Source organism: Clostridium sp. BL-8 (genome assembly GCF_002006495.1).
In the GTDB taxonomy this organism is placed as follows: Bacteria; Bacillota; Clostridia; order Clostridiales; family Clostridiaceae; genus Clostridium.
Map to the genome: position 1 here is coordinate 1 of NZ_LZZL01000063.1, position 13,424 is coordinate 13,424.

Here is a 13,424-nt window from a genome sequence, read left to right on the forward strand (position 1 = left end):
GATCACCTGATAATATAATATCTACGACTAGAATAAAATATTCTGTTTTGCAAATAAACAATAACAATATTAAAAGTAAAAGAATTGCAGAAAAATTTTATTACTATCTCCCATCCCAAATTAAAGAAGATGTTTATCAATTTTTCTTAAGATTTGGCAATAATATAGATTTAATAATTACTGATGAAGATAGTGCTGCTATAAATACTGTAAAAACACTACAAGCAAATGGCTATAACTTAGGTAATAAAGAAAAAAAGATAGCTGTCGTTGGAGTTGGTGGCATACCTGAAGCACTTGATTTAATAAAAATTGGTGAAATGACTGGAACTGTTCTTCTAAATACATATAATTTAGCTAACAATTTCTATAAATTTGAAGTAAACTTATTTAATAACAGAAATATTATTGATGGCACAAACTGTACAATTGACTATACTGGAAAATTAATAACTGTTCCTCTTGGATGTGTATCCGTTAATTTAGGTTGATAATAATGTTAGATTAATTTAATTATTTTAGTACCTGTATTATTTTCTCTAGTATATTTTTTATAAGTTTACCAAATACTATAACCGCTAAACTTTATAGCTTGGCAGGTTGCAGTAGGAAGTGGATTTATTATTAAATGAATTCACTTCCTTTTAGTTATTTGTAAATTTTGTAAATATAAGATATAGCACACATTTTCTGAACATTATTTGTTATGCAAATTACAGAGAATTAAATATCACAAAAAAGATAACGATATTCTCAGATTTTAGTGGTTTAAATTGTGACGCTACTCATGACACTAAAAAAGCATGACCACCTGTACGCAGCTATTCAAGCTACATGCAAATGGTCGTGCTTTTTATGGTGGAGGCGAAGTGTGACCTTTCAAATTCACTATAAACTTTACTGCTTTCCTCTACCTTCCTGCTCCAGCATATCTATTTTTTTACTTAACTTTGTATTATGTGGGTCCAGTTTCAGTTAATTTTTGAGAAGGATAATTAACATTATCTTATTATAAAAAATGAGATTGAATTTTATGATTGAGTTAAGATTTTGTTAGTTTGTAGTTAATTCCTTATTTGTTGCATTATAGATTAAAAATTCAAAGAATAATATTACTAATGAATTACAAATATTAAAGAGGCAACAGTAAAGATGCAAAAAAATATAATAAAAACACTAATACTAATTCCTATTATATTTGCTTTATGTTTTTCATTTATTGGAATCAATTCGTATGTAACAAAAGATCATTTAAACAATGAAGGAAGAGTAACATTTAGTAAAAAATTCATAAATAATAATTGGTATTCCTTTGATATGTCAGGAAAGCTACAAACTGGAATTTATGACTATAACAATAAAAAATATTATTCAACAAACGAAGGTATAATGGTATCTAATAAATGGATTACCATTGACAGTAAAAAATATTATGTTAAGGCAGATCATTCACTTGCAGTCGGAGATATAATTATCAATGGCAAAATGGAGAGCTTTGATGATTCAGGTGAATATAAAGGCCCTGGAAAAATGACAGACTACTTATTTATAAAATTTTTAAGTGTAGGAAATGCAGATTGCTCATACATTAAACTTCCAAATGGAGAAACAATATTGATTGATACTGGTGATTTTAACCATTCTGAGAAAGTTGTAAATTTCTTAAAAGAACAAGATTTAAAAAGTAAGAATGGAAAGCCACTAATTGATTATATTGTACTTACACATCCTCATGGCGACCATATGGGTGGGTTAATTCCAATCTTTAATAATTTTCAAGTCAATAAAGTATATCTTCCTAATATTCCAAAGGTAACCGATTGGTATGCTGATATGGATTTAACCAAAGAAACTCCTGCTAATCTTGACTCACTAAAACAAGATTATGATATGTATAAAAATATAGTAGATTATATCAGTGAAAATGGAATTGAAACTACTACTATAGCAAAAGGTCAATTCATAGATGCAAATAATATATTACAATTTATACAATCCGATAAAGATTTCGAACCTAGACCAATAAAAGGTGACCATTTAATAGATTACTGGAATAATAAATCTGCAATTATATATTTAAATTACGGAAATTTACATGTATTATATACTGGGGATATGCAATGGAGGGCTGAAAAAGATTTTGTCGCAAATAAATTATTAAATGGATCAGAAGTTAATGTAATAAAAGTTCCCCATCATGGATATGATACATCATCAACAATAAATTTTCTTAGATATGTTAAGCCAGAATTTGGAGTTATAAGCAGATCCGCGGAAAACATAAATTCAGATACCTCTAAGTCTGCTTACAATAATTTGATTTCAACGGGCGTTACCATATATGAAACTAGCGAAAAAGATGGAGTTTCAATATATGCAACAGAAGAAAACTGGAACTTAGAAAACTAAATTTTATTATTTTAGTTTTCTAAAAAACATGCAACCATTATCTCCAACTTGTATAAGTTGGAGTGTTGCAGCTATTAACTATAAGATAAAAATCAAAGGTGTTTTAGTTGTACGCGATAATGTCTCAATTCAGATTCACTTTGAGTTTTGCATACCTTCTCAAGGTGTTTAACCATTACATCTTTGTCCTTTGGAAGCTGCCCTTGAACAAAAATTGCGTTTGATGCACCTAGAGTCGCGAAATATACGGGAATATCCAAATTTTCAATGAGTGTTTTTAATTCATCTAGTTTCTCTATTTCTGTTTCTTCTGACCAATTACCTGACTGAATCTCAACATACAGCTCAGATTCTGGATAGACAGTAAGCATGGATGAACCGATAATCTGTGGATTTGTTTGATTGAATATTTTAGCTGTTTCTAATGCACCTATTTTTCCCCGCCCTGAACCCGAGATACCTGCAAGATAAAAGTAATTATACTTGATATTTGCAGCATCCAGACGGTGGCTCTGTGTTATAATTTCCTCAGGAGCATATCCCTTATTCATAAATTCAAGTATTCTCTGATCCCCAGTTTCCACGCCTATGGTAATACCATCATAGCCAAGATCCTGCAAATCCTTTAACTCTTCATCTGTCTTAAGATCAATATCAGTAACACGAGAAAAACAGCCTATTGTCTTACAATCAGGTAGATATTTATGAATCAGTTCAGCAATTTCTTTTAGCCTTTGAAATTTCAAAACAAAAGGATTAGCTCCAGTTAGGTAAACACGATTAATTTTCTGACTATTCCAGCTACTAAGTTCTGCCTGTACTTCTAACAGATCTTCTTCTATATCATCTAAAGGTGACATTCTAAATTTGAAAGGAAGATCATCATAGAGAGTGCAAAATTTGCACTTATTATGCGTACAGCCTGCGGTAACTTCAATTAATAATGATGAAGCCTCATATGGAGGTCTCCAAATGGTTCCAGTATAATGCATATTTATCTCTCCTTTTAGAGTAATTTTTCTCCATGAAGCGAGTCTTAAGATAATGGCCTCCCGTTTCTGATTTATATGTTACAGTAGATATTTTTTTTATTCAAGTACGGTCTTTTTATGGTTGTAGTACTATTTTTAATACTATGTACAAGAAAAAGTAGTACATTGATTTTTCTTTTTTCATGAGGTATACTGTTCATGAATCGGAGGGATAATATGGCAGATAATAAATTTCGTGACAAGAATTTGATGTCTCATTGTGTACCAATGAGTATGCTGCAATCTGTATTAAACGGTAAATGGAAAATATTAATTTTATGATATATAGCTTTTTATAAAGTTCAACGCTTCGGTGAGTTGATACGTCGTCTAAATGGTATAACACAGTCTACACTTACCAAACAACTCCGAGAACTTGAGGAAGACGGCTTTTTACATAGGGAAATTTATAAAGAAATTCCGCCGAAGGTTGAGTATACTCTAAGTGAATTAGGAGAAAGCTTTATTCCAGTTTTGAATGCCATGATGTACTGGAGTGAAACTCACCTATGTCCAGGTTATGTAAACCCATATACGAATAGAGAAGAAGTAGATAAAGAGCTCTAAAAAGCTGTCTATATGAAAGCATCCAGCCTCTTAACCCTATTAGAGTTTGAGATTTATTTTTTACGTAAAAGGAGCTGTGCACTAATTATTTAGTACAACAGCCCCTTACTACAAAAGCATTTTTGCGAATTCCATATTATCATAGCTATTTTCTTTAATATATTCTAGGATTTCGCTTCTATAGTTCTTATCATGCTCTACTGCTTTTGCAAATACTTGAATAAACTCTACCATATCTTCTACGGAATCTTTTCCATTATATATGTATTTTCCAACTAGATAAAATCTCATTAATGAATATCTAAATAAAAGTAGAATATATCCATCAAACATACAATCGCTTTCTGAAAAAGGAAATAGATTATTATATATAAAATTAACCATATAACTTTCAAATATGTGGCTATTGCTTTCTATATATTCTTCTGTATATTTTTCAAATGCATTTATATATTTTTCCTTATTTTCAATTATCTCTTCATTATCTTTAATATTATATCCCTGCATAAGTTCTTTAGTGTACATTTTAAATTTATGGCTATCATTTTCATTTAATATATCTAAAGAATCAATTATATTCTTCAAAAATGAAATTTGAAGTGCATAATTCATACGTTCTCTTTTATAAGACTCAGCTTCATTTTCTATATCATATTCTCTTATAAATTCTTCTATTTCATCATTTTCTATATCTTCTAGTTCATTTAAAAAATCCCCTAAGACATATAATCTAGAACTGAACTTTAAGTTTCTATTTTGTATTATTTTTATTGAAAAATCTCTTATCTCTTTAAAATACTTTATAGGTGTATCTTTGAATTCAGATGCTCTAGTATCAAGTACACCTGACATAATATACTTACCTAAACTTTTCTCACTTTCCTTAAATTCTATTTTCTCTTTACTTCCAAGAATAATTCTTGCTGCCTCTGGACATGCTACATCTAGGGATATTTCGTAATGATTATCTACTTTATTTAGTACTCGAGGAAATTGGCTACAAACACTAGAAAGATAATCTTCACCAAATTTCCCTTGAATCAAACAGTAATTCTCATCATCTAAAAACGGACATCTTTTTGTTTTGCTTAATTTAACTCTTCCATAATCTAAATCTTTATTAGTACAATATTCATTGTTATGAACATTTTTTTGGAACATCTTTTTCATTGCTTCATCTGTAACTTTGTGATATTTTTTAAATGTTTCTTTATCAATATCTATATCCCATCCAATGCAACAACTATCTTCACATTTTCCTCCAATACACTGAAACTTATCAATATAGAATGGATATATCATCTTAACATTCTTTTGCATTTTTATCTTCCTTACCTTTTAATATTTTATCTACGGCACATGAAAGAAAATATCAAGGCCAAAGTTGCCATGTATATTTTTTCATTAAGCAAGGAAGCAAATTGACCTCATAGCGGACCTTTTATGTCAATTTGCCGACGTAAGTGTACGCGAGTGGAGTTTCCCCTTGACGGAAAATAGACTAGTAAATTGACTTGTTATTTCCTTGATTGTGCCTAAAGCTATTATATCATCAAAATAACGTATATTTAACTTAAATTGCTTTTATACAAAATATAAAGGCATTACAAATTGCATTGCAATACCTTTATATTTTTTTCTAATTCAAAGGCTTTCCTTCGCTTCCTTTATGGTTTGCCCAAAAAGTGCAGCAATTAAATAAAGATCTTCTGAAACTGCTTAAGTTCTTCACCAATATACTTTATTGATGAAAATACATAATCTGCAGTTATGTCAGACTTTTCATACATCTCTTCTGATGTCTCACCACTTAATACAAGAATACTAGTTATCCCTGCATTTACGCCAGTTTTGATGTCAGTGTAAAGTCTGTCTCCTACAATTGCCACATCTTCTTTTTTAAGGCCATACTTCTCAATGATAGCCTCTACTATATATCCATATGGCTTACCTATAACTACAGGCGAAACACCTGTGGATGCCTCAAACATTCTTATCATAGAGCCAGTATCCGGCATATATTTACTGTCTTCAATTGGACAATTGAAATCTGGATGAGTAGCTATAAATGGTATTCCCTCTCTAATATAATCACAAGCTGTCCATATTTTTTCATAGGTTAGTGTAGTATCAAAACCAAGAACTACATAATCCGGCTTGTCATTTTTGTCATTAACTAATATAAATCCTGCATTTTCGAATTCTTTCATAAGTGGTTCTGTACCCATTAGATATATTTTATTACCTGGGCAATTTTTCTTCATATACCATATGGTAGCTTCACCAGATGTATAAACTTGTTCTTCATAAACCTTGCACCCAAGGGTTGAAAGCTTTTGCTTATAGGTTGATTTATTTTTCGAAGAGTTATTTGTTAAGAATATGAACTTCTTTTGCTGACTTTTTAAAATATCTAAAAAGTCTAATGCACCATCAATAAGTGTATTTCCAAGATAAAAAGTTCCATCCATATCTAATAGAAAACATTTAATATCATTTAATTCATTCATTTTTTACCTCCAAATTAAAACATATAATTGTCTTATATATTGTTGGACTTAGGCACATGAATTTGTTATTTTTTGGGCTGTGCCTTATACAATTTATCCGCAATTAAATTAGCAATTTCCTCTGTTAATCCAAGATTATCAATCAAATGCACAACACCATACCTAGTTCTTATATCCTTTGCTGCAATGAATGTCTTAACAAATAAATTTTTATCAATTCCAAGCTCTTCAGGATGCCATACACAGCCACCGTCCTGTAATATTTTTTTTATGTCATCAGAACTTGGTACTATAGTATTTGCAATATAAAGAATGTCCTTCCAGCTTGAGGCAATCCTTTCTGCATTCTCCTGTCTCTTATCTGGATTCAATTCGATTGAATCCTTCTTATAGTTAATTACATTATTTGCCACTTTACCAAATACGCTTTCAATATTTTGTCTCCATTTATTCATATCATAAGTTCTGAAACTTCTCTTAGACATAACACTCTCTATATCTAAATCCCTTAACACCTCAAATACCATGGACATAACCACTGTACCTACTCCGACAAAGTTCCCATGTACCCATTTTTCTTCACTATTTCTTGTATGAAACATTATTTCCCAGCCATGGGCAATATGATGTTCTGAACCGGATGCAGGTCTTGAAGCTCCTGCCATTCCTATAGTTATTCCTGACAGAACTAATGCATCTGTTATATTTTTTACAACTTCATCATTCCTTTGAGGAATCCTTGGTGCAGCATCAACACATTTATCTACTGCAGCTTGAACCATATCTGCAATAGTTTTGCAATAATATTCTCCTGTTAAGATATTTGCAATTGACCAATCTGCCAAAGCAATATATTTACCTAATACATCACCAAGTCCTGAACAAAGTAAATACATTGGGGCATTCTTCATAATCTCAATATCTGCATATATTCCATAAGGATATATCGCTTTATGGGACTCTTTAAACCCATCTGTGATTAAAGGAGATACTACGGAAGCGTAACCATCCATGGATGGTGCAGTACCAACTATTGCATAATCCACATGCACCCTGTAAGCAACATACCTGCATATGTCATTGATAACGCCTGAACCTACTCCAAGTATAAGTGCTGTATCATCTTCTATCTCCATAAGGACTCTTCCAAGAGCATACACATCAGGCAACAAGTGCTCCTGTGGAAATACAAATTTTTTTAAGGAAAAATCATTCTGTAATATTTCTTCTACCCTTTTTCCAGCTACAACATATGTGTGAACATCTTGTACAATTAATATTTTTTTATTTTTAAATTCTTTAAGAAACTCTGGGAGCCTTTCTATTATATTATTTCCTATCTTTACCGAATTGATTTCTACACTATGCCTTTTTCCACATTCACACTCAAAATTCATTCCAATAAGTTCTTCTACTTTTAAATTTGTTACATCCACTATAACCATCATCCTTTCATTACAAAAAACCCATGGTGTTAAAGAGTACATTTGAGCACTCTTTAACAATTTAAGCTAAGTTTTACTTTAAGGCACTATCAAAAAATAACAAGTCAGTATGCTAGTCTATTTTCTTTCTAATGCCTTATAAACTTCCTGTAAATAATTTAACTATACTAACCTACAATGCTAGTCGTTGCTCCATCATCAGTTATATTTTTTAATGCTTGTTTCTCTAAATATTCAACAATTCCAGTTTTGTTCTTCTTAAATAATGCCCATAAAGCGATGTATACTGCTACTGCAATTGCAATAAACACTGGATTACCTGTTAAGAATGCCAAAAACACTAATCCCATTAAAGGCTTTCCTAATATATTGAAACTTGTAATCATCATAGCACCTGCTGGTATAGCTACACCTACTCCAACTGCCATTGATGTGAATAATGGTGCTGTAAATGTACATACATATAAGCCCAATCCAAACCATATTATACCCGAAAGTAAAACTTTAAAAATATTTCCATTGTATATAGCAACTAAACCTTGAACCATATATGGAAGGGCAAGTAAGTCAACTACAGGTAAAACTTGATTTCCTGGAAGTACCATTGCTAGTACTAGCATAAATGGGATTAGTATTAATCCTGAAATTAATGTTGCTGGTTCACCATATCCTGCTGCATCATTTACTGCTATAAACCATTCACGATTCCCTTGATTTTTCATAAACTTTCTTGCTCCATCTGTTATTGGCACAAATGCTTGTGCAAACATACTAGCAACCTTAGGGAAAATAGCCATAACTGCACTAGTTGCAACACCTAATTTTAATATTTCTCCCCATGCATCCATAGTACCTATTCTTGTAACATTACCCAATATACCTATAAACATTCCTAAAAATAATCCTAATGTCATTGGTTCTCCAAAGAAACCTAATTTCTTTTCTAATTGCGCTGGATTCAATTTAATTTTATTAAAGCCTAATGCATTGTATAATGGATCTGTAACAACTGCAAATATCGATGCTTCAACATTATGCATAGCTATTATTGTACAGTTCGGATATTTATAATAATTTGACCATCTCTTTGCTACTAATTCTGATATTAATAAACTATATAAATTTAGTAAAACCATACAAGCTATACCTAGTGTGAAACTACCTGTTACTCCAATAACCATAGCTCCCCAAACCATATACGAATAGTTATTCCATAAATCTGATGGTTGGAAAACATCTGTCCATTTAATTAGGAATAAAACAGTTTGTAATAAAATTCCCAATCCAAGATATATCATACCCGCACTTGAAGAGAAAGCAACTAAAGATGTAGCTTGCCACCCCACGTCAAATACAGGACGATTTACACCTGTACTTTGAACCATTCTATTTATAACTGGTGTCACTATTGGTGTAAATGAATTTAATATTAGCGAAAAACCTTGTAGCGCAACACCTGCATATATAGCTGAAAGAAATGATTTTTTTGTTGTTATTTTAAAAACTTTTGCTATTACAAATATAATAAACGGAACTATTATTGCTGATCCAAATGTGTCAATTATTGATTTAAGAAATGCTAACATACTCAATCCCTCCTATTGTCAAAATTTTATTTACATATCAATTACTAAACGTTTTCATCTCAATCTTTTTCTATTTATTTAGTTCATCTACAGTTTTCAACAAGTCTTCAAAAAACTTATCTTCTCCCATTCCAGTAAGACATGCAAATGCATTGATAGTTGGTATTTTATAATCTCCAGCTGGTAGCGGACTTGTGTAAACAATGAGATCAAATCTTCCTGATTCAGCTAAATTTAGTGCTTCAGTTGGTCTTGCCTCAGTTGTGGATACACTTATCCCCTTTTCTTTTAAAGTTTCTTTTACTTTTCCTGCAACCATAGATGATGTTACTGTTCCTGAACCACAAACTGATAATACGTTGACATATTTCATATTATATTCCTCCTAAAAATTTATTATATAAGCTTAAAATTTGTTATAATTTTAAATGCTATATTTCTATAAATTCTAATAATTTTGCCACCTCTTCTATATTTGATGAATTCCTTATTTGTTTTAATAAATTCACATTCTGAAAAACTGACATTAATTTGCTTAATAGACTTACTTGAGAATCGGGATCATTTATAGCTAATAAAAACACAACCCTTACTTGAACTTTTTTACTAGGTTCTATCATATTATTAAAATCTACAGAATTCTTTAAAACAGCTAGTGCTACATTAGATTCATTTACATGCTTTGAATCTGTATGTGGAATTGCTACACACATTTCTCCAATATCTAATCCTGTAGGAAGAGTTTTTTCCCTTTCTAGAACTGCATCTATGTAAGTATGCTTTACATAGCCTTTTTCAAACATTCTCTTTCCTAATTCCCTTATAACCTCTTCTTTATTTTTTACTTCTAAATTTAATGCAATTAAATCTAAATTCATTATTATACCTCCTATGTGCTATATTTCTTTAAATTTATTTAAAATTATATTTTTAAAATCCAGTTCACTAAGACTATTCTTCATATGATTTATAAATGTTTTATCTTCTAAGATCTTTAGAATATTCTTTACAATTACCTTGCCATTTGCTTTAAAAACTGGCATACATATTATATTTACATTCCCAACACCCCAATCAATTGGACTTTTTACTTTAATAAATACGAAGCTTGTCTTATTTACATATGAAGATTCTCCATGTGGTACTGCTATTTCTCCTTTTAAATATGTTGGAGCTAAACTTTCCCTATTAATAACTGATGATAAATATTCTTTATCTACAATTCCTTTATTTATAAGTATTGAACATATATACTCTAATAAATCTTTTTTGAAATATATATCTGGTTCAAAGATTAGTAAATCTTCATCAACAACTCTTTCATAATACTTTAATTCTTCATTTCCATTCCTTAAGGTATCTATATTTAAATTGTTTAAAACTTCCTTATCATATGGTATAAAATTTATTCCTTGTATTTCTGGATCTATTGTTCCTATAACTGCTAGGATGTTATTCACTTCTTTTAATTTAATTATCTTTTCTGATAAATTTTCATCTAATGCGCTCATTTCATAGAAATTTACATTATCATATCTATCCCCCAGGCATTTACTTATATATTTAGCCATGCCTTCACCGGTTAAACATAAAGATATTATCGCTTTAGGTTTATCTGATATATTATCCGTGAAGTATCTATGTCCAAGTCTATCCTTTATTAAAGAAAAGTATATTTCGTCAAGATCTCCATCTCTTATTGAAACCTTTCTTGCTGCTTCTAAGGCAATTATAAGATCAACTCTATCTATTGTTCTTGATTTTATGCCAGTTCTTTTATTTACTATATCTCCTATGTTCGTTAATGACCCCATGTCCACTAAAAACAATATTCCTTTACCTTGATCGATTATTTTAGATAATTCAACTACTTTATTGTATATATTAATTGGATTTTCATCTAAAGGCATATCTACTGCAACTGGAAATCTTATTCCTAACAGCTCATTAACTACATTAATTGTAGCGGTAGCTATTTTACCATGAGAAATTATCATCAACCCAACCTTATCTCTTTTATTTTCAGATCTTAATGCAGCCTTTATATAAAGACCTATAAATCCAATTTCATCATTAGGTATTTCTATGTTTTTTATTTCTTCAAGTTCTTTAACAAATTTTTTTGCCATTTCATATTCATAAGTTGTATCACTTATAATTTTATCTACATTTATTATTTTTTGTTTTAACCTTATTCTTTTAATACTTTCTTCTACATGTATAGCTAAATATTTAAATACATTTTTATTAATTTCTAACAATGGATTGTCTTTACTTAACTCCTTCATGAAAGTTTCTATATAATCTATTAAATCTTCACTTACAAAACTTCTTAAATCATTCATAGAAAATGATTGTTCATAAGTAAAATTAGTTTCAATATTTGTAAAACTATTTTGTATAAATGCCCAAAGAATATTTTCTATATCAGTTTCTCGTATATCTATCTTCTTAAGTTCATAATATTTCTTTTCAATTTGTCTATATATATCCTCTGGAAACATATTTTCATCACTATCTGCATACTCTTCTCTTAACTGATTTTCTAACATAAATGGAATAAATATTGAATCCTTCACATACTTCCTTATTTCAGCTTGATTAACATCTTGAAATTTTATGTCTTTAAATGAATCATTTATTTTTAATATTTGATTCATATCTATAATTAAAGACTCTTTGTTAGTATCTTCATTATTTATATATGTCATAAAAGCTCTTGCGCACAAAACTTGAATCATATTTTGTAATTGTCCAATATTTGCACTAAACTTTTTCAATGCTAATATCTCTACGACTTTTTTATCAACGAAAATTTTAGCATCTATTCGATTACATTCAGATTGAAATTCATTATATATAATATCTATTTTTTCTCTTACTGGTCTTTCATGTAAAGGTGATAATCTTATTACCATTGGTATTCTTCTTCTAAATGTTAATAGTAAATTAGCTTCTATGTTTTCAGTAGTTGCTCCAATCAACATTAAATTAACTTTTCTTTCTGAATTTGCCTCACCTAGTCTTCTGAATTTTCCTCTATCCATAATTGAAAAAAGTATTTCTTGACCTTTAGGCGGTAATCTATGAATTTCATCTAAAAAAAGTACTCCTCCATTGGCTTCTTCTACTAATCCAGATGCGTCTGTATCTGCACCCGTAAATGCTCCTTTTTTATGACCAAATAAAAGTGATAACAATAGTTGTGGATTATCACCATAGTCAGCACAATTAAATACTACAAAAGAAGCATTTTCTTTTATAACTTTTCTTCTTTTAGCAAATTCATACATACATTCAGAAAATTTACTTTTTCCAACTCCACTCTCTCCAACAATTAATGTTGTTAAGCCCTTAGGTGGATATAAAATTGCAGACTTAGCTTGTTCAATGGAATTTTTTAAACTTCCATTACTCCCAATTAAAGAATTAAAAGCGTCAGTAACTTCTTCTTTTTGGGCCTTCACTTTATTAATATCAAAATTATCTTTAGCTAAGATTTCTTCAACAATTCGTCTTGACACATCAAATCCTTCAGCTAATAATTCTCTTGTAAGCTCAGAGACAGCAATATTTTTATTTTTTTTCAAAATAGATGATGTTGCAACTTTTAAATAGGGATATCGCCTTTGTCTAGAGTTAGGTATATTTAATTCCTTTCTTAAATTAGTGATGGACTCCCTCGCTACACCTAAAAACTTAGCAATTTGAGCATCAGTTAATGGATTCTTTTTATTTTCAGAATTTATCATTTTTATAATTTTATTTTCTAAATCCATAATATTAATTCCTCTCATAGATTTTATATAGCAATTTCCATGCCATACTTATTTCCTTTTTATAACGTTATCTTAAGCATTGCTATTACTTGCATGC

The 13,424-nt window shown here is 30.0% G+C and carries 10 protein-coding genes and 1 pseudogene; 3 read left to right on the plus strand and 8 right to left on the minus strand.

What is annotated here, in order from left to right; genetic code table 11:
- A partial coding sequence (locus tag CLOBL_RS19180) for a substrate-binding domain-containing protein (RefSeq protein ID WP_143323895.1) occupies positions 1-491 on the plus strand: 491 nt, incomplete at its 5' end.
- Positions 492-1,152: 661 nt separating this feature from the next.
- Entirely contained in the window at positions 1,153-2,409 is a 1,257-nt protein-coding gene (locus CLOBL_RS19185; protein WP_077860487.1) for an MBL fold metallo-hydrolase, read from the plus strand.
- A gap of 92 nt (positions 2,410-2,501) precedes the next feature.
- Here the strand turns inward: CLOBL_RS19185 and CLOBL_RS19190 are convergent, their stop codons facing one another.
- Positions 2,502-3,401: a radical SAM protein gene (locus CLOBL_RS19190; RefSeq protein ID WP_077860488.1), complete on the minus strand. Its 900-nt coding sequence runs from the start codon at positions 3,399-3,401 to the stop codon at positions 2,502-2,504.
- Between the two features lie 216 nt (positions 3,402-3,617).
- Between CLOBL_RS19190 and CLOBL_RS19195 the strand changes: the two are divergent.
- Positions 3,618-4,007, plus strand: a pseudogene (locus tag CLOBL_RS19195) (winged helix-turn-helix transcriptional regulator).
- A gap of 108 nt (positions 4,008-4,115) precedes the next feature.
- On the opposite strand, the gene fliB reads toward CLOBL_RS19195, so the two are convergent.
- From fliB to CLOBL_RS19230, 7 genes are all read right to left on the minus strand, one after another.
- Positions 4,116-5,327 (minus strand): flagellin lysine-N-methylase, encoded by a 1,212-nt coding sequence (gene fliB / locus CLOBL_RS19200; RefSeq protein ID WP_077860489.1) that lies wholly within the window; start codon positions 5,325-5,327, stop codon positions 4,116-4,118.
- A 374-nt stretch (positions 5,328-5,701) separates the two neighbouring features.
- Entirely contained in the window at positions 5,702-6,517 is an 816-nt protein-coding gene (locus tag CLOBL_RS19205) for an HAD-IIA family hydrolase (protein ID WP_077860490.1), read from the minus strand.
- Between the two features lie 65 nt (positions 6,518-6,582).
- Positions 6,583-8,004: a sn-glycerol-1-phosphate dehydrogenase gene (locus CLOBL_RS19210; protein WP_242953879.1), complete on the minus strand. Its 1,422-nt coding sequence runs from the start codon at positions 8,002-8,004 to the stop codon at positions 6,583-6,585.
- A gap of 125 nt (positions 8,005-8,129) precedes the next feature.
- Entirely contained in the window at positions 8,130-9,548 is a 1,419-nt protein-coding gene (locus CLOBL_RS19215; RefSeq protein ID WP_077860491.1) for a PTS transporter subunit IIC, read from the minus strand.
- Between the two features lie 70 nt (positions 9,549-9,618).
- Positions 9,619-9,921 carry a PTS sugar transporter subunit IIB gene (locus tag CLOBL_RS19220; RefSeq protein ID WP_077860492.1) on the minus strand — a complete coding sequence of 101 codons (303 nt, stop codon included), beginning with the start codon at positions 9,919-9,921 and terminating at the stop codon, positions 9,619-9,621.
- 58 nt (positions 9,922-9,979) lie between these two features.
- Positions 9,980-10,426 carry a PTS sugar transporter subunit IIA gene (locus CLOBL_RS19225; RefSeq protein ID WP_077860493.1) on the minus strand — a complete coding sequence of 149 codons (447 nt, stop codon included), beginning with the start codon at positions 10,424-10,426 and terminating at the stop codon, positions 9,980-9,982.
- 18 nt (positions 10,427-10,444) lie between these two features.
- Positions 10,445-13,327: a sigma 54-interacting transcriptional regulator gene (locus tag CLOBL_RS19230; RefSeq protein ID WP_077860494.1), complete on the minus strand. Its 2,883-nt coding sequence runs from the start codon at positions 13,325-13,327 to the stop codon at positions 10,445-10,447.
- Positions 13,328-13,424: the final 97 nt, after the last annotated feature.